The following is a 26318-nucleotide window of genomic DNA, read 5'->3' on the forward strand; positions in this document are numbered from 1 at the left end:
GGCATCGTTATCCTGCTGGTCGTTCTTGCCGCTGTCTTTGTGGCGGTCTCGAGGAGGCGCAGGAGGGCTGGCGAGGAGGCGGGCGCGGCCGGGGCCGGTGCCGCGGGAGCCGCTGCGGCCGCTGCAGGGATTGCGGCGGCTGCGGGCGCCGCTGCGGGGGCCGGTGCAGCTGTGGCAGCCGCGAGGCCTTCTGAAAGGGATGAGGTCCTTGAAGACGCGAAGAAGCTCGTCGCTGAGGTCGAGGACGCGCTTGCGGAGCATCTCGAGAGGCATCCAGAGGGTGCAGCGCAGGTCTCGGCCGCAATGGAGAAGCTCGAGCTTGCGCGCGATTTCATAAAGGAGGGGGATGGAGAGGCTGCGCTCCAGTTTGCGATAGAGGCAAGGGCTGCCCTGGGCGTCTCGAGGGCCGCACCCCCCATGGCTGAAAAAAGGCCTGTGGAGCAGCCCGGCGGCCTGAAGTGCCCCTCGTGCGGGGAAGCTCTGGAGCCAGAGTGGCCCATGTGCCCAGCGTGCGGGCATGGGACGCGATGACGAGCTCCCGGCCCATCCAGTCTCCCGGGAACCATTATTAACCCTCACAGTAATTACATCAAGGAATGAATCTCTCTATGGTTATTCTCGCTGGCGGCACCCTCAGGAAGCCCGGTTCAGTGAGGCTCAGGGCGCTGCTCCCGCTCAAAGAGAAGCCCATCATTCTCTGGACTCTGGAGGCGCTCTCCAGATTCCCGGACGAAATTATTGTAGCGACCGCCCATGGATGGGTTGATGAACTCAAACGCAGGCTGCCCCGGCGCGTCAGGGTAGTCGAGGACGAGCTCGTCGGCTTCGGAGCCCTCGGAGGGATGCACGTAGGCGCTAGGGCAGCGCGGGGCCGGTGGATGGCGGTATCTCCTTCAGAGGCACCCTTCTCATCTCCCGAAATTTACAAGCTTCTGCTCAGGGAGGCCCGAGGAAAAAAGGGCGCTGTGCCTCATTCCGGGGGGGTCAGGAGATACCTACACGCTGTCTATGCCCGCGACGCTCTCTTAGCCCGAATTGAGAAGGCATTTCTAAAGGGCGAGAGCGAGGTGTCGGCCGCTCTCAAAGGTATGGGCTTAGCGGTTGTCGGACCCCGCAAGCTCGCCAGAGTTGACAATTGGGCAAGGAGCTTTGTTGTTCTTAAATCAATGGATGCGATAAGAGCCGTGGAGGCCCGTTTATGAAAGTAGCGCTCCTCTAGCCTACTTTCCTTCCCGAATTTTTCTCAGAACGGCCTCTAGCTCGTCGTAGCCATCACCGGGCGCGCTGCGAGCGGCTGCGTCCACCTCGGGTCTAGTGCGACCGGCCGGAGATGGGAGCCTAGCTTCAGCGGGGTCCGGAGGAGCAGGGTGGTGTGTTGCGGCGGGAGCGGCTCGCGTATGAACGGATGCCTGTGCCGGCTGACGGGGGCTCCAGCCGATGGGCTGGAGGGCTGGGATGCTCGGCCTCCGGTCCTCCAAAGAGACCCACGCGGGGCCCTGTGTACGAACCTGAGGAGGAGGAGTGGGCTGGCGCGGCGCTGCCACCGGCCAGGGCTCTATTGGCTCTGCAGGAGCTTCGGGAATCTCTTCATCGAGCAGGCTCCGAGGCCGGCTTTGCGCCCCTGTTGTGGGTCTGGGGATGCGGCCCGCCGGGCCTCTGGCCTCGTGAGCAGGGACAGTGGTCATCTGGCCCCAGAGCTTCACCCCCCTGAAGTCCGGCTCCGTGGAATACTCCGGTTCGGGGCGCGGGGGCGGGGCGCTCTCCTCCCACCTAACGACGGCTCCTCCGGGCGCGATATCATATGTGTAGGCTACCGACCCGGGTGGTCCAGCCGGAGCGCCGAATGGGTCGGCGGCGATCTCCTTCCTCAGGCTGGTCGCCTCGAGCTCGTCGAGTTCCATCGTGTGCCTGCGCTCCCTCTCCTCCTCTGCCCTCTCCACCTCTTTGTAGAGCCTCCTGCGGCGTCTCTCCTTAAGAACCCTTCTCACGAGAATTCCGGCGATCACGAGCGCCACTAGCCCGGCTATTAAATAGTAAAGCGCCGGGGGCAGTCCTGATAGGAAGCCGAGAATGTCGGGACCCCCTGTGCCAGGAGAGCGCGCGGGGGGAGCTGTGATGGTGAGCTCGAGCTCCTTCGAGACACTCTCGAGCCCGGAGCCATCCCTGACCCTGACCTTGATCAAGTACGTACCGGGATATGGGAAGCGCTGGATCCGTCTGCTCTCGTTTGTCCAGCCGCTCGTGCTTCCGTCGCCGAAATCGTACATATACTCCTGAATTCCATTGTCGTCTTCGGCTGTGACCGATATTTCAATATAGTCAAGCGTTGTCGCCCTTGTCCTGCTGATATTAAACAGCAAGATCGCGGGCGGGAGCGTGTCTACTCTGAAAGTCCGTTCGGAGCGCGGCTCCACATTCCCTGCAGCGTCAGTCGCAAAGAATGAGAGGGTGTGCCTGCCCTCAGGAATCTCGATAGGCTTCATGTAGCGGAGGAGTGCCCCGCTGTCCAAGCTGTACTGAATCACAGCCCCTTCCTCGGAAGAGAGAGTCACCTTCGGCCTCACATGGAACCAACCCGTACCGACGTCCCTCGGCACCACACTCGCGACCGTCAGTGGAGGGACGGAATCGAGCCTGAAGGCCCTCGAGAAATCAGGCCCTTTGTTGCCAGCCTCGTCTATCCCGTACCAGCCCAATGTGTGGGTGCCCTCGGGCATTGGGAAGGGCTCTGCGTACTGAACCATCGGGCCGCCATCCCATCTGTAAAATATCGTCACATTTCCGGTCTCATTTGCAATGAGTGTGATGTTGAAGGGAGTGATGTACCAGCCGTTGAGCCCATCGGGCTCCGAAATATCGGGCAGGGCCTCGACACCCGGAGGGCTTCCATCAACTTTTATGACGGTCGAAAACGCAGGTCCGCGATTGCCCGCGGCGTCAACGGCGTAATATGTCAGCGTGTGGGCACCGGCGGGGGCTTTCAAATCCCTCGCGTACTGCTCTAGAGGGCCATCGTCCCAGCGATAATAGATTCGGGGGTCCGCAGGGTCGCTGGAGCTCAGGTTTATCCAGGGAGTCCTAAGGTACCAGCCCATTAGTCCGTCGGGCTTCTCTGGCCTAACAATGATGTCAACGGTCGGTGGAGTGGTATCCATTCTTGTCTCGAGAGTCCTCACGGTCTCGAGGTTCCCTGCCTGGTCCTCCGAGCGATAGTTGAATCTATGGTATCCCTCAAGTATCTCCACCGGGCCGTCGTAGCTACTGAATGGTTCATTGTCCCAGGACCAAAGGGTCCTGGCTTCTGGGGTGTCGCAGGTGAGCGATACTGCGGCGGAGCTATTGTACCAGCCATTCTGCCCAGTGGGCTCGGGGGGATTTATCGACGCGGTGGTCACGGGCGCGATTGTGTCGACGAGGAAGCACTTGCTCTTCTCCTGCTCGACGTTTCCCGCTCTGTCTACTGAGTGATATCGAAGTGTGTGGTTGCCTTCGGGCGGTCTGAGGCTCTTGTTGTACCTCTCAAAAGGGCTCGCGTCCCAGGCAAAGTATATCGCAGAGCCGGGTTCGTTGACGCTCAGAGTTATGGTGGGCGGTGTTGTGTACCACCCATTCTTGCCGTTAGGCGATGATGGAACCACAGATATTCTCGTCGAGGGTGGTGTAATGTCCACGACCCGGGCCTCGTATGTGTAGCCCACCGGACCCGAGAGCCCGCTGATGGCGATGCACGCGACAGCGTAGTCGCCCCCGAGATTCGGGACGAGCGCTGTGGCCCTACCTCCGGAGATCGCGGGCACCTCGACTCTGTCGGGCACGCTCCCGCCCACCTTCCCCACCATCGCCACGGCGCAGTACCCCGTCCCACCTGTGAATGTGAGGTTAATCTCGAGGTCGCCCATCAGCTGGTTCCAGACCGTGGGCTCGAATCGGATGTAGTCCGCGCTCCACCCCTCCTCCACTCGAGAGGAGCAGAAGAGCGGATAGCTCTTTTCAAGGAACGTGTGGCCCACGTAATTGAACACTCCCCTGTAGCCCCACTCCCCACTGTCCACGCTGGCGTTGTTGAGCCAATTGGCCATTACCCATTTCTTAAACACCGACTCGAAGCTCTCTCCCTTCGGAGCCAGACGGTTGTTGTAGCTCTGAACTCCATCCGCGGTGTCGGCAACGAGGGCCCGGGTGAAGTCATTGCCACCGAAGCGCTCGTAGCAATAAATCGTGTAGAGCGCTGCACCGCCGTAGTCGCTGACGGTGTTCCAATCGATAAAGGAGTTGTCGGTGCCGGAGCCATATGCCGAGAAATGTGATGTTAGGCCGGGCCTCCCTCCGCCGTAGCAAACGTAGATACCGCACTCGGAGCACCCCTCGTTCAGCCATATCGCCTCGCTCGGGTCTTTAGAGTAGTGAATTAGGTGCTGGAACTCGTGGGCCGTTACGTCGAGGTCGACGTGTAGGTCATCGTAATCGAGGTATATCGCGTCCGGGTCGGATGAGCTGAAGTAGCCCGCAACGCCGCCCATGCCATCGTGGGACACAATGATGATGTCGATTTTCGAGAAGGGGGGGGTGCCGAAGGCCGCGGTGTCGTTTGGCCAGATGGTCTGAGTGAAGTTCTCATCTAGGCTGCGCACGGTCTCATAAGGGATGTTTCGGCCGCTGTTGTTTATTATATTGCAGTAGGGGCCACGGGCCAGATTCGATTTCTCCGCGCTGGAGAGCTCTGGCAACGAAAAGTCCACAGGTGTGGAGTACAGAGCACCATCCGGGGAAAACCTGAGGGCGCAAGAGAAACCTGGCGATGGCTCATCAACCGGGGCGGCCGGAAACACCGGCATGGCGGCTAGGAGCAGGATACCGAGCACTGAAAGGGCGGCAGGCCTCAGCCCCCGTCCATCACCATCGACTGCTCCCATATGAATTAATTCATTGCATTTTAAAATATATAATTATTGGTCTTTTTGGCGCTAAGGCGCGCTATCGCTCACTTCTCCTTTAGCACCAGGTTGTTTATCACGAGCTCGGCGATGTCGGCAGCGTACTCGCCAGTCCTTCTGACGCTCTCGCCTATATCCGTTACCGGAATGGAGGTGGCGCTCTTAACATGCTGCGCCGCCTGATTGAGTTGCTCCACTTTCGAAATTAGGACCGGCAGGAGGTCGAGGCTCTCGTTTGCCCTCCGGATGTCCTGGGCAAACCAGCTCTCCAGGCTCGAGTTGAGTAGCTCGAGAGAATCTTTGCTGGCCTGCTTCAGGGACCCATAAAGCTCCTTCTCAAGCTTTTTGTCGAGGAGTTGGGTTACTGCGCGGGAGATTCTCACGCCATGGTCGCCGATGCGCTCCAGTATGCGGGCAATGAGGAAGTAGTGGGAGGCGTCCTCGAGCGTTATTCCCATCCGGCGCGCTAGTGTAACGTCAGATAGCATAATGCTGTGCTGGCGGGCTGCCAGCCAGTTCAACCGGTTGATTTCCATATCCCGGCGTTGTACGTCCTCCGCTAGGGCCCGTTCCCGCTTCTCAAGAGCTGTGAAGGCGTCCTCGTGCATGGTGCGGACAAGGATGTACATCCTCCGGATGGTCTTGTCAAAAGGCATTTCGGCGGGGTTGAGAAGATCCTTTATTGTGATGGATGATGGGCTCTCTTCCATGACCTCCGGACCGATTGTCATCTGAGAGAACTTCATTACTGTTTCGCGCACCTGTGCTGGCATGCGCCCGGAGGAGCGCAAAGTGATTGTTGTGTAGCCCATGATATAGGCAGCAATGAGTACGCGGAAAAGGTGTGTCTGGTCCCGGAGCTCCTCGACCTTTATGTCCTTGTTCCTCTGGGGACGGACCTCGGTTGTGCGCGTCGTCACGAGCAGCGTGCCGTCAGGCTGGGTGATGAGGCCAAGAGGATCGTTCTTCTTGACGTTAAGGGCTTTGATCCACTCTTTGGGGAGCGTGAGCACATAGGACGAGCCTCCCGTGAGCTGGACCTTGCGTATCTCCATATTGTTCCCTGAATGACCTATTGCTATTGTGTTTAATATTATTTTCTATAGTATATAAGTTGTCATATATATCGCTATATTCATATTGTATCTTACTATATTCCATATATATTTGAGCGGCAGGACCGCCGGTCTTTATCGGGATGCCATCTGAATGAAAAACGGGTCAATCTTTTATCGTCCACGGTTCTGAGCGGGAGCCCGCGCCCTGCGCCTGCGTGCCGTCGATAGGAGATGGAGGGTGCCAATAGATATGATAGATATTATAGAGGCCTATGTATACACCATTTCTCCAGATATATGACAATAGTTTCTTTCGGACAGGTTAATCAGCCGGAGCGCCGGTCGGGCCCATGGTGAAATCAATATGGTGGGTGAAAAAATGAGAATCGGGGGCGCGGCGGCGGCCCTTGTGCTTGCGGCCGTGCTGCTCGGGGGGTGCGTGAGCCAGCCATCGGACGGAAAGAGAGAGACGCTGAGGATAGAGGGTTCAACGACCGTGTTCCCGATAGCCCAGAAGGCTGCCGAGGCCTACATGAACAAGAACAGGAACGCGGACATTCAGGTGAGCGCAACGGGCTCGGGCGCCGGGATAACCGCGGTCGGGCAGGGCCGGGCGGGGATAGGGATGTCCTCCCGGGACATCAAGAGTTCCGAGATGACGACATATCCCGACCTGCGGCCGGTGACCGTGGCGAAGGACGGCATCGCGCTCATCGTGCACAAGAGCAACCCCGTGTCGGCGCTGAACCTGTCCCAGATACGCGGCATTTACAACGGCACGATAAAGAACTGGAATCAGGTCGGCGGGGCCGACGCATCCATCGTGGTCATCGGCCGGGACGCGGCGTCCGGGACGCGGGAGTTCTTCTGGGAGCACGTGATGGCCAAGGAGAACTTCACGGAGGGCATGCTGGAGAAAAACTCCAACGCCGCCATCAAGGAGTCGGTGATCTCGACGCCGGGTGCGATAGGCTATGTCGGCCTGGGGTACGTTGACAGCTCGGTCAAGGCGCTGAAGATATCCACCTCAGCCGGGGATGTCGAGGCCAGCGTGGCCAACGTGCTGAACGGGACCTACCCGATCTCGAGAAGCCTCTATTTCATAACGAAGGGCGAGCCCAAGGGCCTCGCGAAGAAGTTCATAGACTTCCTGCTGAGCGCGCAGGGGCAGAAGATAGTGCAGGACGAGGGCTTCGTACCGATAAAGTGAGGAAGGCTGAGAGGAAAGGAAGCTGTACGAGCGGAAGCAGAAAAAGAAACGAGAATAAGAGCCGGGGCCCCCTCATCAGGGGGTCCCGGACCAGATGGGGCGAGCTCGGCATCCGCTCCGCCCTTTTTGTTTCGGCAATTCTGGCCATCGTCATCGTGTTCTTCATCATCGTGTTTCTTTTCCGGGAGGCCTATCCGGCCTTCACCGGCATAGGAGCGGGCGAGGTTGTCGCGGGTGACAAGTGGAACCCGACCGGTGAGCCACCGGCATACGGCGCCCGCCCGCTCATCGCCGGCACACTCCTGGTCACGCTGGGGGCAATGGTCTTCTCCGTGCCAATAGGAATCGGCTCGGCCATATTTATCGCGGAGCTGGCCCCGCCGCGCCTCCGCCAAGTCCTGAAATCCGTCTCCGAGATACTCTCGGGGATACCGTCTGTGGTTTATGGCTTCTTTGGGCTCGTGGTGCTCACGGACTTTTTACGCGTGAGCTCTGGCCAGCCGACGGGGGAGAGCTGGCTGGCCGGCTCCCTTATTCTGGGCATCATGGCTCTGCCCATGATAGTGAGCGTCTCGGAGGATGCGATAAGCTCCGTGCCGAGGGAATATGTGGAGGCGTCGCTCGCGTCTGGCGCCACGCGCTGGCAGACCGTGAGCCGCGTCGTTCTCCCGGCCGCGATGTCCGGCATCGCCGCGGCCATCATACTGGGTATGGGCCGCGCGATAGGCGAGACCATGGCGGTCATGATGGTGTGCGGCAACTCGCCCCTCATCCCCCAGCCCATCACCAATGTCTTTTCACCCATACGGACCATAACCAGCACGCTGGGAATCGAGATGGGCGAGGTCGCCTGGGGCGGCGACCACTACAGCGCCCTTTTCGCGCTGGCGGTCATCCTGTTCATCATTACGATAGTGATGAACAGCATCGCCAACTACATACTAGGCCGGCTCAAGCAGAAGTTCAGACCGTCGGCGCGCACCGGCGCCCGCGGAACCGCTTTCTGGCGGCCCCGCCTTCCCGTCCTGGCCCGGACGGTTGACCGCGTCTGGAAGAAACTGGCGCCGCGCCTCCCGACCCTCAGACTGTGGGCCGGCCGGGCGTTCAAGGCGCTGGGGGCGCTCGTCCTTGCGTGGCTCCTCGTCTCATGGTTCGGCTGGCTCTACGCCCCCGGGCTCATCGCCCTTCTGGTGCTCATGACCTTCCTCTGGAGGAGGGCAAGCGAGAGGCTCAAGCAGCTGGTGGCATTCGGCATGGTCACGGCGGCGGTTCTGACGCTCCTCTTCCTTCTTGGCATTATCTTGTGTTATATAATTATCAACGGCGCCCCGGCGCTGAGCGCGGAGTTCCTGACGACGCCGCCGCGCGACATCGGCCGCGCGGGAGGCATATTCCCAGCCATAGTCGGGACACTGTACCTGGTTGCTGGGGCCCTTCTCCTCGCGGTCCCTGTGGGCATCGGGGCTGGAATCTACCTTAACGAATACGCCCAAACCGGAAAGCTCACAAAGTTCATCCGGGCCGGAATAGACAACCTCAACGGCACGCCTTCCATCGTGTTCGGGCTTTTCGGCCTGTCCTTCCTGGTGCTCTACCTGAAGCTCGGCGTGTCCATGCTCGCCGGCCAGCTCACGCTAGGCTTCATGATTCTCCCCACCGTAATACGAACCACGGAAGAGGCGCTCAAGACGGTCCCTCAGCCCATACGCGAGGGGAGCCTCGCAACGGGCGCGACCAAGTGGCAGACCATCCGTAAGGTAGTGCTGCCCAACTCGGCCCCGGGCATCCTGACGGGCATTGTGCTCGCGATGGGTCGCGCCGCCGGCGAGACGGCTCCTATAATGTTCACGGCGGTGGTGTTCAGCACCCGCTTCCTTCCCGAGTCTCTGCTGGACCCGGTGATGGCCCTTCCGTATCACCTCTTCGCGCTGGCCACCAGCGTGCCCGGCGCAAAAACCAACGCCTACGGTACGGCGCTCGTGCTGCTCCTGGTGGTGCTGCCGATGTACGCAGCAGCCACAATTCTCAGGCTAAAATATGTGAAGAATGTCAGGTGGTGAGAGGAGATGGGCGAAGCTGGGGTTGACGGTCGGGGGGGGCTGGTGGGCGCAGCCGGTGTCGCGAGAAGAAAGAGGGGCTGCGGCACCAACGGCGTGGCCATCGAGTGCCGGAAGGTGAATCTGTGGTACGGGGACACGCAGGCGCTGTTCGACATAGACCTCAAGATTGTGAGGAACGCCGTTACGGCGCTCATAGGCCCCTCGGGATGCGGAAAGTCCACGCTCATCAGGACCCTGAACCGGATGAACGACGTAATCGAGGGCTGCAGGACCACGGGAGAGATTCTGTTCTGCGGTGCCAATATACTGGACAGGGAGACCGAAGTCACGGAACTCAGGAGGAGAATAGGCATGGTATTCCAGAAGCCCAACCCCTTCCCGATGTCGGTCTACGACAACGTGGCCTATGGACCGCGCGTCCACGGCCTCCGGAACCGGAAAGAGCTTGACGCCGTCGTGGAGAGGAGCCTGAAAGAGGCCGCGCTGTGGGAGGAGGTCAGGGACAGGCTCAACGAGAGCGCACTCGGCCTCTCCGGAGGCCAGCAGCAGCGCCTCTGCATCGCCAGAGCGCTAGCGGTTGGCCCCGAGGTCATCCTGATGGACGAGCCCTGCTCCGCCCTGGACCCGATCGCCACCGGCAAAATCGAGGACCTCATTGACACCCTGAGGGAGAGGCTCACGGTGGTCATCGTGACCCACAACATGCAGCAGGCGGCGAGAATCAGCGACTTCACGGGCTTCATGTACATGGGCAGGCTGATAGAGTATGGTGAGACGGAACGGATGTTCAAGAGCCCGAAGGAGGAGCTGACCGAGAGGTATATAACGGGGAGGTTCGGATAGGAGGCCGAGAGGACCGGTGAGAACATGACCGAGAAGTTTCATACGGAGCTTGATGCGCTCAAAAGGGACATGATGGAGATGGGGCGCCTCGCAACGGGAATGCTGAGGGACGCCATTCGAGCCCTGAAGGAGAGGGACGCGGGACTGGCGCGCGATGTGCAGGCCAGGAAAAAGGAGCTGGCCGAGTGGGACGACAGAATAGAGGACAGGGCGCTGAAGCTGATCGCGCTCCACCAGCCGGTCGCGAGCGACCTGAGGACCCTCGCCTGCATCCTGAAGATGGACACCTATCTGGCCCGCGTTGGCAGGTACGGCAAGGACATCGCCCAGGTGGCGGAGGAGCTTGCAGAAAAGCCGCATCTCGCGAAGCTGGTCAGCATACCGCACATGAGCGAGGTGGCTGCCGGCATGGTCGAGGACGCGCTCAAGGCATTCGAGAGTTGCGACCTGTCGCTCCTGAAGGACTTCAGCGAGAAGGACGACGCCCTCGACGCCCAGAGGTGGGCGATATTCAGGGAGTGCGTGACCTACATGATGGAGGACCCGAAGAACATAACCCAGTGCGCCCACTACATCATGGTTGCAAAGTACCTCGAGCGCGTGGCCGACCACGCCTGCAAGATGGCCGAGAAAATTCATTACATGGTCACGGGAGAGAGAATAGAGATAAAATGAGCGGCAGCGCAAAAGGGTGAGCGGGTGATGGGGAAATGTCTGGTGGGAGGCAGGGGGAGCTGAGCCCCGATGAAGGGGTGCCCAGAGACGACCGCGCGAAAGGAGAAGCGGGAGAGCAGGGAAGCGGGAGGAAGAGCGTTCTGTTCATATGCACCCACAACTCCGCCCGCTCGCAGATGGCGGAGGGCCTTCTCAGGGCGCTTCACGGGGACCGCTACGAGGCCTTCAGCGCCGGGACGGAGCCTGCCCGGGTCCACCCCCTCGCTATCAGGGTGATGGCTGAGGTCGGGGTAGACATCTCCGGCCAGCGCTCCAAGAGCCTCGAGGAGTTCAGGGGGCGGGAGTTCGATTGGGTCGTGACGGTCTGCGACCGCGCCCATCAGACGTGCCCCTTCTTCCCCGGAGGGAAAATCCAACTCCACCGGGGCTTCGATGACCCGGCCGGAGCCGGCGGCAGCGAAGAGGAGAGGCTGGCCGCCTTCAGGCGCGTCAGGGATGAGCTCAGGGACTGGATTGACTCCACCTTTGGAAAGACCCCCTCTGGAGAGCGCAGGAGGACCCGCCTCCCCGAGTTCCGTATCTGAGGGGCCCCGCCGGCCATCAGGCCCTCCTCGTGTTTATCCTGTCAGCGCTACGTAGCTCGAGCTAATCGGGTCCGTCTGGAGGTGGAAAAAAGGTACATCATACGCAAAGCTTTTAGACTGCCGGACCGACAGAGCGACCCCGGACTGTTAGTTGCTGCGGGCTGAACCGGTCGCCGTGGCTCCCGGCTTACACCCCAGCTCTATCAAACCCATCTTCTATGGGGGTCCTCAGAGGTGCCTCGTTTCAGGGGCGGTTTCAGGCTTAGATGCTTTCAGCCTTTATCCGCTGCGGCGTGGCTGCTCTGCAATGCCCTATCGGACAACAGATGCACTAGTGGCCACGAAGCCTCGTTCCTCTCGTACTAAAGGCTCCTTCCCCTCAGGCACCATCGCACTTCCTTCAAAAAGCAACAAACCTGTCTCACGACGGTCTAAACCCATCTCACGATCCCTTTTAATGGGCGAACAACCCCACCCTTGGCAGCTGCTGCACCGCCAGGATAGGAAGAGACGACATCGAAGTAGCAAGCCGCCAGGTCGATATGGGCTCTTGCTGGCGACGACTCAGTTATCCCCGAGGTAACTTTTCTGTTATCACTGGCCCCCACGAATAGGGCTCAGTGGTTCGCTAGGCCCTGCTTTCGCATCGCGGTTCCTCGTTGAGCAGAACCGCGTCAAGCCGGCTTTTCCCCTTGCAGTCAACGGTAGATTTCTGACCTACCTGAGCCGACCTTTGGGCGCCCTTGTTATCTTTTTGAGGGCGTGGCGCCCCACCCAAACTGCCTACCTACCGGTGTCCCGCCGAGGCGGTTAGTGATACAACCCCGAAAGGGCGGTGTTTCATCGTCCCCTCGGAACGCGCCTAGCGACGCGCCCTGGTAGCGGGTCCCGCCTACACTACACAATCGGAATCGTACCACAGCGACAGGCTGCAGTAAAGCTCTACGGGGTCTTCGCTTTCAGAAGGAAGGTACAGGATTGTACGCCTGTATATCAGTTTCACTGGATTCTTCGCGGGGACAGTAGAGCTCTCGTTGGGCCTTCATGCAAGCCGCCAATTAAGCGGCAAGGTATTACGCTACCTTAAGAGGGTCATAGTTACCCCCGCCGTTTAACGGTCCTTCGTCCGGTTGAACCCGGTTTTCAGATACCGTCACTGGGCAGGCTTCAGCCAGCATACTCACCGTTTCCGGCTTGCGCTGACCTGCGTTTTTATTAAACAGACGGAGCTCCCCTGTCAGTGCCACCAGCCGCTTGCGCGGCTGGCACCCCTTCTTCCGAAGGTACGGGGCGATTTTGCCGAATTCCCTCGCGAAGATTATATCCAACACGCCTTGGGCTTCTCACCCAGGGGCACCTGTGTCGGTTCTAGGTACGGTCACGCGGGTGGCTCCGGCCCCCTTTTCACGGGCACCAGGAATAGGCCACTTGAAGTGCATCTTCAGTCGCGCCTTCGCCACCTTCTCGCCATTACGGCTCTCCAGCGACTATTGCGCTCCCGCAGGGCGATGGCCCTGCTAGGCTTATCCCGATGCGTCAGGAGCCGGACGGAAACCGCGTGGTGCAGGAATATTAACCTGCTTCCCTTTCGAGCTCCTCGATTAAGGGAGCCCTTAGGACCGACTAACCCTCGGCTGACGAACATTGCCGAGGAACCCTTGCCCTTTCGGCGGATGGGATTCTAACACCATCTTTGCTGTTACTCCTACCAGGATCCGCATTCGAACGCGGTCCACGGGACCTCACGGCCCCGCTTTAACCCGCGCACGACGCCTCCCTACCAGATCACCTTGCGGTGCTCCGGAGTATCGGTGGCTGGCTTAGCCCCGCCCATTTTAGGGGCCCGCGATCTCGACTAGTGAGCTGTTACGCACTCTTTAAAGGATGGCTGCTTCTAAGCCCACCTCCTAGTTGTTTCGGACCGTGGACGCCCTTTTATGATTAACACTGAGCCAGCACTTTGGGACCTTAACTCCGGGCTGGGTTGTTTCCCTTGCGGACACCAAGCTTACCCCAGATGCCCTCACTCCCGGCTTCTAAGGTGGCGGCAAATTCGGAGTTCGACAGGATGCCGCAACCTTTCGGTCGCTGAGCACCCAATCGGTGGCTCTACCTCACCGCCGGCCTCCACCGAGACCTACCTGCGGGTAGTTTCGGGAGGAACCAGCTATTCCCAACCTCGATTGGACTTTCACCCCTATGCCCGCCTAATCCGAACGATTTGCACATCAGTACCGGTTCGGTCCTCCACCCTGGTTTCCCAGGGCTTCAACCTAGGCAGGTATAGATCGACTGGCTTCGGGTCTCCCGCCAATGACTAGGGGCGAACCCACCCCGTCCCTCACCCTTGCGGGCTGCGGACGTTCGGTTTCCCTGCGGCTAGGCGGATGATACCGCTTAACCTCGCCATTGACCAGAACTCCCTGGCCCGTTTTTCAACACGGATAGCATGACACCGGTCCGGCCTTACGGCCATCGTCCCTTTCGTGCCATGCACGCCTGTTATCGTCTGGTTTCAGGCTCTTTTCACTGCCCGTCAAGTTTACTTTTCAGTTTTCGCTCACGCTACTACTGCGCTATCGGTCTCAGGGTGTATTTAGAGTTGGAAGTTCATGCCTCCCGTATTCCCGCGCGATATCCAGCGCACGGTACTCGGGATACCCGGAATTCCCCACGGCTTACCTCTACGGGGCTGTCACCCTCTTCGGCCGGCCGTTCCAGGCGGAGTTCGAGTTCGCCATTACGGGATGCCCGGGTCCACACTCCACATCTTCCCCGTCTTTCGACGGGGAATTCGGTTTGCTCTGCGCCGCTTTCGATCGCCTTTACTCACGGCATCTCGGTTGATTTCTTCTCCTCCCCTTACTAAGATGCTTCAATTCAGGGGGTTCCCGACCCTTACGGGACGCACGGGGTTACCCGTGCCGGAAGTCCTATTCGGTGATCCTCGTATCAAAGGCTCCTTGCGCCTACACGAGGCTTATCGCAGCTTGGCACGACCTTCATCGGCACCTGAGCCAAGCCATTCCCCAGACGACTACGGATCGCCAAGGCGTCGATTCGACAGACGTCCAGCTTTGCGTATGATTCGGTGGTCATCGACCTCCCGGGCAAGGGCCCGGAAGCCTGTGTCTCCACCACTTCCCCGGCGAGCCTATGTACCCTCGGCCTCTTCGTCGGGTGCATGATACCTCCTTTCGGAGGTACAAATGGCTTATGTAAGAACTTATATATAAAATTATCATTTAAATTTATTAAGATTTTTATCTTAATCATTTTATAATTCCCACATCCGGTCGCACCGGTGTCTGGCGTCCTACTCTATTCTCTCTCGCCCCGCGATTAAAAGGTGAATGAAGTCGGCGAGTCCATCCTTTCCCTTCCTCACCTGCTTTGTTGTGTCCCTGTCCCTGACAGTCACGGTTCCGTTTTGGAGGGTGTCAAAGTCCACCGTGACGCAGAAAGGTGTCCCGACCTCGTCCATGCGAGCATAGCGGCGGCCGATTGAGTCGGTTGCGTCTGTGTGGGTCCGGAGCCCGGCAGACCTGAGCCCTTTCTCGATTTCATTCGCCAATTCGACTAGCTCGGCCCTGTTGATGAGAGGAAAGACCGCAACCTGAATTGGCGCCACGGCCGGTTTGAGTTTGAGAACCACATAACTATCCTTTCCCGAAACACCCTCTCCAGTCTCCCCACCACCGCCCACTCCCCCATTCCTTCGATTGCCATCCCTCTCCGCCCGCCCCGCCATATCCATTCTCCCATCCCCCTCGCCCGCGTCCGCTCCTTCGCCCCTTTCCTTTTTCCTTCCTCCCCTCCCATCGAAATTTTCTCTATCCGTCGCCTTTCCTTCGGTATAGGCGTGCTCGAGAATTGTGTAGATGATGCGGTCTATTCCATAAGAGGGCTCGATAACGTGGGGGGTGATCCACCGACCGCTCTCCGTGACCGTGACTTTTTTTATCGTGAAGCAGTCGCTTGCCACCCTCAGCTTCCTCCCCTCAACCTCCAGCTCCACCTCATCCCTGCCATCCACGGAGGCGGGCTCGAGTGCCTCAAGAGCCGCCGCTATCGCCTTCGCATCCTTTCTGTAGCGCGGCCCGAGCACCGCGTGGTTGGGCGCCACGACTCTCTTCTCGACGGTCCTAGGCTTCTCGTACCTCGCGAACGCGCGCAGGTCTACTCCGGAGTGCCTCATATGGGCCTCAAGGTCATAGCAGGTCCTGTCCGCTATCCCCACGAGTTCTGTCCAGCCGAAGGAGAGGAGAGCCTCGGCGTCCCAGCAGTCCGCGGCGTAGTGGGCCATCTCGCTTCTGGCGTGCTGCCTGAACCTTAGCCTTCCGGGGTCCACTCCCGCGTCGAGGAGGAACTGGGCCGTCAAGCCCATGTAGTACGCCACCCACTCACTCCCGATGAGACCCGACGCTACAGCCTCACCGAGGCGGATCAGCATCTCCTCGCGTCCGTCGGGCAGGAGCCTGAGCCCCATGTCCCTGACCTCTGAGAAGCGCGGGTGGTGGGCCTTCTCCTCCGGGTCCAAAAATATCTCGGCCTCGGCCATGTTGAACTCGCGTAGGCGGATGAGCCCTTGGCGTGGCGCGATCTCATTCCTGTAGCCGCGACCGAGCTGCACCACGCCGAACGGCAGCTTCTCCCTGAAGTAGCGGTAGAGTAGTCCGAAATCGAGGAACATCGCCTGGGCCGTCTCGGGTCTGAGGTAGCCCGTTCTTTTCACACCCGGGCCTATTGATGTGCGGAACATCAGGTTGAATGGAAAGGGCTCCGACAGGGCTCCACCGCACTCCGGACAGCGCGCCCCGCTTTCTTTCAGCGCTCTCGAGATCTCCTCGAGCTCCGCCGGGGGCATGCCCCCCGACGTCTCTCGAAGAAGGTGGTCCGCCCTGAAGGCTTCGCCACATTTAGAGCACTCAACCATTATATCGGAGAACTTGTCCAGATGGCCGGAGGCCCTGAAAACGATTTCTGGCGCTATCGCGGGCGCGGAGAGCTCCGCGAAGCCCTCGCCCCTGACATAATATTCACGCCAGAGCTCCTCCACGCAGCTCTTGAGCCTACAGCCCAAGGGGCCGTAGTCATAAAAGCCCCCAGCCCCGCCATATATCTCGAAAGAGGGCCAGAGGAAGCCCCGGCGCTTGGCGAGCGCCATCACTCTGGAGAAGAGGTCCCCGGGCGCGCTCATCCCCTCACCGCAGCAGCACTTGTATCAGGTCCATGTCGAAGAGCATCGCCTGTAGTTTCTCCTGAGAGTCCTTCACTGGCAGCTGGCGGAAGTTATGCTCCCGCATCTTGCGCGCGGCGAGGCTCACGCCGGTCTTTTTCGTCACCGTCAAAGGGTTCTTGACCATCACCTTCTTGACAGGAATTGGGGGGAGTTCCTGCTCGGATATCTCATAATATAGCCTCATCAGGTTCCTCACGCCCTCATAGTTCCACTGGTCCTCATCCTCGCCGAGGCCCATCGACGAGAGAACGCGCTTCGAGTCTATCTTGCTCATCCCGTATAGATCCTGGTCGGTTACGATGCCCACGATTCTGGCCTTCTCGTCCAGAACGGGGAGGGCGTAGGCTCCGGAGAGATGGAATACGGTCGCGACGACGGGGAGGGGCGTTCCCTCGAAGACCGGAACGCACGGGCCCTTCAGAAATGGCTCTATCGGTAGCTCGAGGTCCATTTTGTCTATTATCTTGAGAATGTCCATGCAGGTCAGGATGCCGGTGAGCCTTCCTCCCCGGACCACAGGGAGACGCCGGAGACGCTTCTCCACCATCGTTCTCACCGCTTCCTTCAGATCCGTCTCTGGGCTCACCACCACTGGCTCCCTGGTCATCACGATCGCAAGCTGGTCCTCGTGTGGGTGGTTGAAAATGTCCCTGCGCGTCACGATGCCGACAAGCTCTCTAGTTCCCTTCCTCACGACAGGAAGGCCCGAGATTCCATGCCTCATCATGAGCCTCAGGGCCTCGGCCTTCTTTCCGGGCGCTTCGGCATAGATGACCTCCTCGGTCATCGCCTCCCTCACCTTCATCTCTCTCATGGCCTCACCACTTTCCCTGCCCAGAGACGGTCTCCGAGCACTGCCAGCAGTACTCTCGCCCTCTCTCCTTTCGAGACCAGGGCCCTCGCGGGGTCCCTCGCCGCGTATAGTTCCTTACCTCCCGCAACGAAGAACCGGGCGGGCTCCCCCGGTCTCAAGGAAATGTCCCCTGCGCCATTTATAACTTTCCGAAAGCCTAGTATGGCACACCTGAGTAGTTCGAGCGGCTTGGCGCCCTCCTGGCTTGAGAGTTCCCAGGCGCTCTGAAGGGTGGGGAGGAGCGAGGGGTGGGAGAGCATGGCGTTGTCCGTGCCCAATGCCACGTCTATTCCGAACGAGAGCATTCTTGGGATCTGGGGCCGGAGGCCGAAGAAAGCGTTAGCGCGCGGGCAGACGACCACCGGAATACCAGCCTCGGCGACCTTCTCAAAGTCGTAGCCCTCTGCCTTTATCATGTGGACGAGGAAATCCGGCCTTAGGTCGAGAACCATGTCGATGTTCTCCCTCACCACCTCACTTGCATGGAGCGCAAAGAGCTTTCCCCGGGAGTGAACGTGGGCCGAGAGGCTGCGGAGCTCTCCATAGTCCCAGTCCGCCGCCGCGCTGACCCCGATCCCATCGCAGAGCCGGAGAATTGCGTCGACTTCCTCTTTATTGTAGCTGAGACCCGTGGGACGACCGAGCACGAGACCGTTGAGGGGGAGCCCCGCCCGGGCCCGTTTCATTACAGCGACCCCCCGCACCCCACCTTCCCTGAAGTCGCAGAACGCCCTCACGCCACTCCGGAGCATTTCCACTATCGAGCTCCGGATGCCGCGCTCGAGCGTGCGAGCGGGGACACGGGAGAGCTCTCTGTGCTTGAATCCAGTCGGAGGCGCGAGGAGGGCCTCCACGGTCCTCTCTCCCCGGTACCTCCACAGTCGGGGCCTGAGGCACGAATCCCCCAGATGGGTATGGGCGTTGACAAGCGAGGGAATGATAAGGCCCTTTGCCAGTGCGCCTTCCTTCTGCCCCCTCCCGACCTCCTTTATCACGCCATCCTCGAAACCGACGTGCCCGGAGACAAAGCCCTCCTCGGTCAGGAGCTTGCCTGTGACGTATTTCACGGGCCCCTAATCCACGAGCCTCTTATATCTCTTGTTGTGCCCCCGTAGCTGAAATCGGGCTCCGGTTTACTGCCATGCCCTCCCGCCCCAATCTACGCGCTGCGGCCCCTGCATTTCCGTTATACCGTTCGACCCGCTCCCGGCAAAAATATTATTATCGGTTCCTATTATCTCCTCAGGTGGAAAGTTTGCCGATAAGGGTACTAATAGCGAAGCCCGGTCTCGATGGCCACGACCGCGGGGCTAAGGTCGTCGCGAAGGCGCTCCGGGACGCGGGCATGGAGGTCATCTACACGGGCCTGAGGCAGACACCGGAGCAGATAGTCGAAACCGCCATTCAGGAGGACGTGGACGTCGTCGGCCTGTCGTGCCTGTCCGGTGCCCATCTGACCCTATTCCCGCGGGTCGTGGAGCTTCTCAAGGAGAGGGGGGCCGGGGATATCCTTGTTGTTGGCGGCGGAATAATTCCTCCCGAGGACGTCCCGAAGCTGAAGAAGTCGGGCATAGCCATGGTCTTCGGGCCGGGAACTCCCTCCGAGGAGATTATCAGCTTCATAATGAAGAGCGTGGGGCCCGGTCAGAGCGAGGGCTGACATGGGACTGGCGGAGAGGGTGGCCTCGGGCGACCGCAGGGCGGCGGCTCGCCTCATCTCATTAATCGAGGATGGCGACGAGAGCGCCTGCATCGAGCTCGCCGAGCTGCACAGGCGTGGCGGCAGGGCCCATGTGATAGGCGTGACCGGCTCCCCAGGGGCCGGGAAGAGCACCTTGATTCACAGAATGGCGAAAATCTGGAGGGGGAGGGGGAGAACGGTTGGTATCGTTGCGGTCGACCCGAGCAGTCCATTCTCGGGTGGAGCACTTCTTGGGGACAGAATTCGGATGCAAGAGCTCAGCACAGACCCCGGCGTCTTCATCAGGAGCATGAGTTCCCGAGGGTGCCCCGGAGGGGTGGCGCGGGCCAGCTCTGACGCGATACGCGTTCTGGACGCACTCGGCATGGACAAAGTAATCGTCGAGACCGTCGGCGCCGGCCAGAGCGAGGTTGCGGTGATGGATGTCGCCCAGACAGTCGTGGTTGTGGTTGTTCCCGGATTGGGCGACGACATTCAGGCGATCAAAGCCGGAATTCTGGAGATTGGGGATATTTTTGTTATAAACAAGGCTGACAGGGAGGGCGCTGACCAGACCCAAAGGGAGCTGGAGGTAATGCTGGAGCTGGGGGGTAACCAGAGGTGCTGGAGGCCACCAATACTGAGGACAGTCGCCCGGACCGGAGAGGGGGTTTCTGAGCTGGTGGACAAAATAGAGGAGCACAGGGAGGCTCTGAAGAGGGAGGGAGTGCTTGAGGAGGCGGAGAGGAGGCGATGCCGAAGGGAGGTTCTCGAGCTCCTGAAGCACAAGGCCGCGCTCTCGCTCATATCGGAGTATGGCCCGGAGAACTTCGAGGCCCTGATTCGCGACGTGGCTGAGAGACGAATCCACCCACACGAGGCCGTGGAAAGGGTGCTGAAGAGGGGAATTAGGAAGAACCGGTGGTGAAGGGAGGGTTGGAGCCCCACCCACTTTTCAGGCTCGCTCCGCCTTCTTCCCTCTCTCCACTATCCAGCCCTGCTAGCCCCTTGCCCCTTCGTCCCTCTCCCGCTCTCATTTCTCCCGCTCCCTCCGGCTCAGCGGCCCAGCGCCGCTCCGGTGCCGGCCCCGTCGCCCCCGTCGAAATCGGAGAGCTTCGGCGCGCGGAACTCCAGCAAAAACTCCCTTATCCTCCCTTTCGCCAGCCGCACATAATCCTCGCGGATTTCATAGCCGACGTAATGCCGCTTGCACTTTATCGCCGCAATCGCGGTCTGGCCGCTCCCCATGAAGGGGTCAAGAACCACCTCGCCTTCGTATGTGTAAAGCTGTATCAACCTCCGGGGCAGCTCGATGGGAAATGGGGCCGGATGGCCGACCTTCCTCGCAGGCTCGGCGGGAAATGTCCATACGCTCTTCGTTAGTTCGAGGAACTCCTCCCTCGTCAGCGTGCTCTTTCGATTCTCCGGCTTCTTCCTCGAGAAAGTGCCTTTGGAGAATATGAGAATGTACTCGTGTATGTCCCGGAGAATGGGGTTCTTTGGCGAGAGCCAGCTCCCCCACGCCGTCGAGGGGCTCCCGCTCGAGCCCTTGTTCCAGATCAGCTCGCCCCTCATCAGGAAGCCCTGATTCAGCATGTCCTCAATGATGTAAGCGTGAAGTGGTATGTACGGCCTCCTACCTAGGTTAGCTATATTGATGCAGACCCTCCCACCCGGCACTAGCACCCTCCCGACCTCGGCCCAGACCCTCCTCAGGAAAGCCCTGTACTCGCCCAGCGTCAGGTCCTGGTCGTATTCCTTTCCCGCGTTGTAAGGGGGCGAGGTTACCACCAAGTGCACGCTATCATCGGGCAGCTCCTCCATTCTCTCGCTCGATTTGCATATAATTTTATCGAGGATGTCGGGTGGGACCGGCCTTTCGGAGTATTCGATGTCACCATCACCCGGCTGCCCTTCATAGAGTCTGCTCGCATAGAACCTAGTTGAATCGTGGCTGATTCGGCCCGGAGATCCGAAAGCGCTCGAGCTTGTGCCGGTCTTTCCACGTCTCGTCACGTCTGCTCACCAATGGAGCATTCACCACCGCCGTCCGGAGGGCTCATCTTCTCCCACCTCTCCTCTCCCTCCCTTGCTTTCTGGCGCGTCTGGACTTTTCTTTTATCTTCCTCAGCGCCCTCTTGCGCTCGACCATTCTTCGTATGAGGAGGGCGGTAATGAGAACCACCACGGTTGTGGCGGCGAGCGCGAGTGCCACCGGACCCCACTCCACACCCGGCCCTCCATTTTCTACAACCCTCAAGGTGACAGACGCCTGGGCGCTCCTCATAGGGTCGTCGCGCTTCATAGCCTGCACCGTTACCCTGATTTTTCCAGCTGGCAGCTCGGTGGTGTTGAACGAGTTGAGCTCGGAGAGGACCCTGCCGTCGAGGTACCACGTGAATAAGTAGTCCCGCTGCTGGGCGGAGGGTAGGCCCGGTATCATGGCATAGAAGCTCACGGTCTCCCCCCGCCTGACTATAGTGTTGTTCAGGGGGGTGATTATCGTCACCCGGAGGGGCGGTGGCGGGGTACAGGTCACGTTCCATTGTGCCGTGGTCGAGGTCTGGCCGTTGGAGACGATGACGGATATCCGGACCACTCCGCTCTCCGCCGGAACCCTCCACACAATCGACGCCGTGGTATTGAGGAGCTCCCTTGCGCCCTCGAACCACCGGTATGTCAGGGGCAGGTGCTCGGGGTCAGTCGCCTCAACGACGAAGTTGATTTCGATGCCGCAGGAGGCGGTTAGGTTCTCAGCCTCTGGAATCCGGGAGGTTATCTCCGGGGGCAGCGCCACCCTCCTTACAGTAATATCGACCCATGCGGTCACACGGGCGTCATAGGGGTCGGTCGCGGTCAGGGTGATGTTCTCGCTTCCGTACCAGTTCCGCGAGGGAATGAGAGTGGCGGTGTTCTGCTCGCTAAAAAGGACTCGCACTTTCACAGCCCCTGAGGCAGAGTAGCTCAGCCTGTCCCCGTCCGGGTCTCTGAAGAGAGTCGTCAGGTTGAGAATATACTCAGTGTTCCGATCGAACTCCACACTGATGCCTGGCACCAGCGCCTCTGGGGGCCGGTTGGCCGGAGGCGGGGGGTGCATGGAGAACTCTATGCTCAGCACATAGTCACTACGCGCATTCCTGTCTGAGAGGTCGGCAGGGTTTGACTTCAGGCCGACCTTGGCCATCACAACAATATAATAGGTGCCGCCAGAGATAAGAGTCTTGGAAATGGTGATTACGGGTGCGAGAGAGGGAGGATTTCCGCTGACGAAGTTAGTCCGGCTCTCCACTGTGCTTAGGTCTGAGGAAAGGATGGACAGTGAGAACATATCCACGGGCTGGGGCTCAAGCCTCAGCGAGGCCCTGAGCTCTTCGCCGGCGCCTACCTCGACTACGTACCAGTCGTAGTGGTCGAGGGACTGGTCGACTGTTCCGCGGTAGCTACTGTTCCAGCCAACCTGTTTCGCCGACCCCGGCTCGCTGTCCCCGTCGCCTGTTCCGGGTGCTATCAGGACCCTCAGAACATAATTGCCGTAGCCCGCGTATGCATTCACCTGCAGATAGTACCAGCCCGTGTAGGTCGCCACGGCCTCCACTCTCTCCTCCGGGTCCCCCCACCAGGAAATGTCGTACCAGAAAGAATAGCCGTTCCAGAGGTCCATGAAGTAGAGATCGAAAAAGGCCGTGCTGTCCTCCTCCATCGTCGCCACAAAGCGGTCCGGGTTGACCCCGCCGGTTAGATTCACTCTGTACCAGTCGGAGTTACGGTTCCCGCTGTCCGTCAGATATCCATGAATCTCCTGGCCGTCTTCGACAATCTGCGCCTCGCCCACACCGTAGTCCATCGTGTAGCCGCTTGCCCCGCTCCCGGGAGCGAGCTCCACTCTGAGGTAGTAGATTCCTCCGGAAACAGCGAGAGCCCTGAACGACTCGTATCGGTAGCTGCTCCTAGACGCCACGATTTCCCTCTGCTTAGAGTCAAGCAGAACAAGGCTCAGGTTTGCCCTATCGGGGCTGGAGGAGTTGTAATCGATTATGTAAATCGATGCACTGATTATCTTCCCACTCTCAGCTTCCAGTCTGAAAATATCGACTGGGTCGTCTAGGGGGTCGAGGCTGTCAGTCACGAATCCCGCTCTCGCGAGCGGGGTGGCAGTGTCGACGGAGTTGTTCGAGTCGGCCGCCCGGCCGCCATCGCCGGCTTGGGGTGATGCCGTAGCAGGAGGGATGATAGAAAGTAGGATGGGAATGGTGAGCAAAAGGGCGTGCTTTTGGAAGAGCGCCCTGAGGGTAACGGGTCCGAAAGGCGCCGTTTTGGCGCGCCATGGCAGGGCCATTGCCCTATTCCTCCTCTTCCGTCCAACTCCATCTCGGCGGCGAGAATGCAAGAGCAAGGGCCACCACAATCACGATCAGAATTCCGAGGCTCAAGTAGAGGAGCGTGTTGTCGGCGCTCCCGGGCCCGACCTTAAGCTCGTAGCTCTTTGTGGCTGTGCCAGCAATCCCGTCGCTCGCGAGGAAATAGTAGGTGTTCTCGCCCTCACGTAGGGTCGTACTGACCTGAAAGACCGCACCGGACGCGAGGCTGCCCGAGGCTCTCTCCATTGGGATGGACCGGCGCCCGATGACCAGGCTGACCGAGACCGCCTCGCTGTCGATGTCGCTGCAGAGAACCTTAAATGTGAATCTTGTTCTGATGTCTCCTTTCGACGGAGAGACCGAGGGCTCGGCGAGCACCGGCGGATCGTTGACGGGCTCAACAGTGAGGTTGAAGTCAATATACGCCCGGAGGCCTGTGGAATCTTCGGCGAGGAAGCGGAGAGCCTCGGTGCCGCTCCAGTTCGCTTCGGGTGTGAATGTCACCCATCCCTCTGCCGAGATATTTACCTGAATTCTCACCTGACCGGCGGCGCTGAAGCTCAGGTTATCGCCGTCCGGGTCCCTGAAATAACTGTTGAGGTTGAAAAGGGTGGTGGGCTGGTCCTCCTTGATAGACTGGTCCGGGAGGCGCCTCCACACCTGAGGTGGGTCTTCGACGGGGGTGGCTGTGATGTTGAGCGAGAAGCTCGCGCTCGTTCCCGATGGATCGCGCGCAAAAAAGGTGATTTCTTCTGTCCCGAACCAATCGGGGTAAAAGCTCCGAATCGCGGCCACCCCATCGTGAATTACCACCCACAATGCCATTCCGCCAGCGGAGCTGTAGTTGAGGGTGTCCCCGTCCGGGTCGTAAAAGAAACGGCCAATCTCGAGAGAGGTTGAGGTATCCTCAGGGAAAGATATGTCCTCCGGTGTCTGTGCAACGCGGGGTGCATCATTCACAGGGGTGATGGTCATAGTCACTCTCACGCGAGCCTGCGCACCCGACGGGTCCTCAGCGACGATGGTGAAGTTCTCCATACCCCACCAGTCCTCCATCGGAACCACGCGGACCCTGGCCTCGTCGAGGAAGCTGACAGTGAGGTTTTTGGCCCCCTCCGAAGCGAAGCTGAGCTCATCGCCGTCAACGTCGGTGAACAGGGTGTGTGCGCTCATCTGTAGTTCGAATGGCTCGTCTTCCGGTGAGGAGAATCTGAGCTCCGGGTGGAGTGCTACTGGGGGGTCGTTGATTGGCCTTACGGTGACTCCCACCTCGGCTCTGGCGGTCTTTTCCTCTATATTAGTTGCACTCACCGTAAATGATTGCCTCCCGTTCCAGTTCGGAAGGGGTTCTATGTTCAGAACACTGCCTTCCAGAGATATACATAGGAACTGAGGGGGCTCAAAGCCGAAGGAGAGCGGTCTGGAGAAGGGGTCCCTGAAGATTGTGTGCAAGTCCAGCTGGGCGGAGGTATCCTCGTCCAGTATCACCTCGGGGGTCGGGTTAAGGACCTCCGGCGGCTGGATTGTGGATAGCTCTAGTGTATAGTTCCCAGCACTGTTCCTCCCCGCCCCCACTTTTATGTAATACCAGCCGGCGACCGTGCTCAAGTGACCGACCCTCTCTTTAGGGTCAAAGGATGTTGAGGAGTTTACCACGGTCCCCTCTGGCTCGAACAGCCAGAGGTTCAGATTGGGGAGGCCGAAATCTGAGTCGTAATCCATCGAGGTGAGGAGAACGCTCAGGGTGGTCTCCGGTCTGAGGTAGATTTTATAATAGTCGCTGTCGTCGTAGCCCTGGGCGACGCCTCCGCTCAGGGAGAGGTTCTTCCCCACGTCCGTTGCGTTTTTAATATCGTTGTCGGTATCAGCGATGGCCCTGTAAAGCCTGAAGACGATTAGGTAATCGCCGGAGCCGCGCTCGGCCCAGACCCGAACTATATAGTCCCCGCTCTCCGCAGGGATGAAGTGGATGGTCTCATCGGCTCCATAGTCGGGATTGAATATGTCGCCGGCGTCGGAATAGGCGATGTGGGAGCTCTCGCCCAGTCTGAAGAGCTCGAGCATGTAATCACCGGTATCCGGCGTCGCGAGCGAGACTGTGAGGACGTCCCTGCTTTCCTGTAGTACATCCAGCCGGACAGCGTAGTAGTCCGCTGCGTCGAGGAGAGAGTCGAGGCCGGAAGTGTTTCTGTATCCCTGGAGCGCCCGGATCGCCTTTCCGGGAGAGTTGTTTTCGTCGAGCTCTCCCGGCTGAATCGTGCGGTTCTCCTTTTTAACATCGAGGGTGTATTCGAGAGCCGGGCTTCCTGGGCCAATGAGGACAGAGAGAAAAACATATCCAGTGAAGGGCGCTGCGGCTTCAACCCATATCGCGTTTGTTCCCACGGTGGCGTTCCACGCGAGTCGATACCCGAGGGAGTCATACACATACACTCTTATCTGCCCGGCCTCCTCCGTCTTGTTGAGGCGGGCCCGGACCAACTCTATGGAGTTCTCTGTCCTATTTAGCATGAGCTTGTAGATATCTGCGCTGTCCGTAGTGTCGAGGGTGTCAAGGAACACCCCGCCCTCTCCTGGGATTTCCGTAGCGTTGCCGAAGTCGTTGTTGGGCTCGCCTAGGAGAAGACCCAGGTTCCCCCGCACAGGAGCGGTTGCTGGGCTCCCTGCGCTACCAGCGCCGTTGGTGACCAGCAGAAGAACGATTCCTACGACCCAGGCTTTCCCATCGCATCTCAAGAGCAGGCGCTTCCCTCCTTTATACGGCCGGATTGGACGCGGCCATTCTCTGTTAAATCTGAAGAACTGTGGGATATATTAAGG

The 26318-nt window shown here is 59.6% G+C and carries 17 protein-coding genes and 1 rRNA gene; 9 read left to right on the top strand and 9 right to left on the bottom strand.

Features of this window, described 5'->3' with window-relative positions; all coding sequences use genetic code 11:
- Both QW379_06010 and QW379_06015 read left to right on the top strand, forming a co-directional pair.
- Positions 1–531, top strand: a 531-nt coding sequence (locus QW379_06010) for a zinc ribbon domain-containing protein (GenBank protein ID MEM2869956.1), incomplete at its 5' end; no start/stop codon positions are given.
- 65 nt (positions 532–596) lie between these two features.
- Positions 597–1202, top strand: coding sequence for an NTP transferase domain-containing protein (locus tag QW379_06015; GenBank protein MEM2869957.1), 606 nt, complete (start codon positions 597–599; stop codon positions 1200–1202).
- 18 nt (positions 1203–1220) lie between these two features.
- Here the strand turns inward: QW379_06015 and QW379_06020 are convergent, their stop codons facing one another.
- Both QW379_06020 and QW379_06025 read right to left on the bottom strand, forming a co-directional pair.
- On the bottom strand, positions 1221–4913 hold the full coding sequence (locus QW379_06020) for a chitobiase/beta-hexosaminidase C-terminal domain-containing protein (GenBank protein MEM2869958.1): 3693 nt from the start codon (positions 4911–4913) through the stop codon (positions 1221–1223).
- A gap of 68 nt (positions 4914–4981) precedes the next feature.
- Positions 4982–5989: a phosphate uptake regulator PhoU gene (locus QW379_06025; protein MEM2869959.1), complete on the bottom strand. Its 1008-nt coding sequence runs from the start codon at positions 5987–5989 to the stop codon at positions 4982–4984.
- 367 nt (positions 5990–6356) lie between these two features.
- Between QW379_06025 and QW379_06030 the strand changes: the two genes are divergently transcribed.
- The 5 genes from QW379_06030 to QW379_06050 are packed head-to-tail and all read left to right on the top strand — an operon-like array spanning position 6357 to position 11364.
- The gene (locus QW379_06030; protein ID MEM2869960.1) at positions 6357–7202 is read left to right on the top strand and encodes a phosphate ABC transporter substrate-binding protein; all 846 of its coding nucleotides are present in this window, start codon (positions 6357–6359) and stop codon (positions 7200–7202) included.
- Positions 7199–9262 carry a phosphate ABC transporter permease PstA gene (gene pstA / locus QW379_06035; protein MEM2869961.1) on the top strand — a complete coding sequence of 688 codons (2064 nt, stop codon included), beginning with the start codon at positions 7199–7201 and terminating at the stop codon, positions 9260–9262. Before QW379_06030 ends, pstA begins: the two co-directional genes overlap by 4 nt.
- 6 nt (positions 9263–9268) lie before the next feature.
- Positions 9269–10105: a phosphate ABC transporter ATP-binding protein PstB gene (pstB, locus tag QW379_06040; protein MEM2869962.1), complete on the top strand. Its 837-nt coding sequence runs from the start codon at positions 9269–9271 to the stop codon at positions 10103–10105.
- 24 nt (positions 10106–10129) lie between these two features.
- Positions 10130–10780 (top strand): phosphate signaling complex protein PhoU, encoded by a 651-nt coding sequence (phoU, locus tag QW379_06045; GenBank protein MEM2869963.1) that lies wholly within the window; start codon positions 10130–10132, stop codon positions 10778–10780.
- Between the two features lie 35 nt (positions 10781–10815).
- Positions 10816–11364: an arsenate reductase ArsC gene (locus QW379_06050; GenBank protein ID MEM2869964.1), complete on the top strand. Its 549-nt coding sequence runs from the start codon at positions 10816–10818 to the stop codon at positions 11362–11364.
- A gap of 127 nt (positions 11365–11491) precedes the next feature.
- On the opposite strand, the gene QW379_06055 is transcribed toward QW379_06050, so the two are convergent.
- The 4 genes from QW379_06055 to QW379_06070 form a co-directional block, all read right to left on the bottom strand.
- Positions 11492–14418, bottom strand: a 23S ribosomal RNA gene (locus tag QW379_06055).
- Positions 14419–14680: 262 nt separating this feature from the next.
- A complete protein-coding gene (gene glyS, locus QW379_06060; GenBank protein MEM2869965.1) occupies positions 14681–16564 on the bottom strand; it encodes a glycine--tRNA ligase in 1884 nt (627 codons plus the stop codon).
- Between the two features lie 4 nt (positions 16565–16568).
- Positions 16569–17420, bottom strand: a complete 852-nt coding sequence (locus QW379_06065; protein MEM2869966.1) for a CBS domain-containing protein — start codon at positions 17418–17420, stop codon at positions 16569–16571.
- A complete protein-coding gene (locus tag QW379_06070) occupies positions 17417–18526 on the bottom strand; it encodes an amidohydrolase family protein (GenBank protein ID MEM2869967.1) in 1110 nt (369 codons plus the stop codon). Before QW379_06070 ends, QW379_06065 begins: the two co-directional genes overlap by 4 nt.
- A gap of 179 nt (positions 18527–18705) precedes the next feature.
- Here QW379_06070 and QW379_06075 point away from each other — a divergent pair, with 179 nt between their 5' ends.
- Positions 18706–19119 (top strand): cobalamin B12-binding domain-containing protein, encoded by a 414-nt coding sequence (locus tag QW379_06075; GenBank protein MEM2869968.1) that lies wholly within the window; start codon positions 18706–18708, stop codon positions 19117–19119.
- Between the two features lies 1 nt (position 19120).
- Positions 19121–20068: a methylmalonyl Co-A mutase-associated GTPase MeaB gene (gene meaB / locus QW379_06080; GenBank protein ID MEM2869969.1), complete on the top strand. Its 948-nt coding sequence runs from the start codon at positions 19121–19123 to the stop codon at positions 20066–20068.
- A 128-nt stretch (positions 20069–20196) separates the two neighbouring features.
- Here meaB and QW379_06085 read toward each other — a convergent pair whose 3' ends face one another.
- The 3 genes from QW379_06085 to QW379_06095 are packed head-to-tail and all read right to left on the bottom strand — an operon-like array spanning position 20197 to position 26234.
- The gene (locus QW379_06085; protein MEM2869970.1) at positions 20197–21156 is read right to left on the bottom strand and encodes a site-specific DNA-methyltransferase; all 960 of its coding nucleotides are present in this window, start codon (positions 21154–21156) and stop codon (positions 20197–20199) included.
- Positions 21157–21199: 43 nt separating this feature from the next.
- Entirely contained in the window at positions 21200–23476 is a 2277-nt protein-coding gene (locus QW379_06090) for a hypothetical protein (protein ID MEM2869971.1), read from the bottom strand.
- Between the two features lie 4 nt (positions 23477–23480).
- A complete protein-coding gene (locus QW379_06095) occupies positions 23481–26234 on the bottom strand; it encodes a tandem-95 repeat protein (protein MEM2869972.1) in 2754 nt (917 codons plus the stop codon).
- Positions 26235–26318 lie beyond the last annotated feature (84 nt).

The sequence above is a fragment of the Thermoplasmata archaeon genome, from assembly GCA_038851035.1.
Lineage (GTDB): Archaea > Thermoplasmatota > DTKX01 > VGTL01 > VGTL01 > JAWCLH01.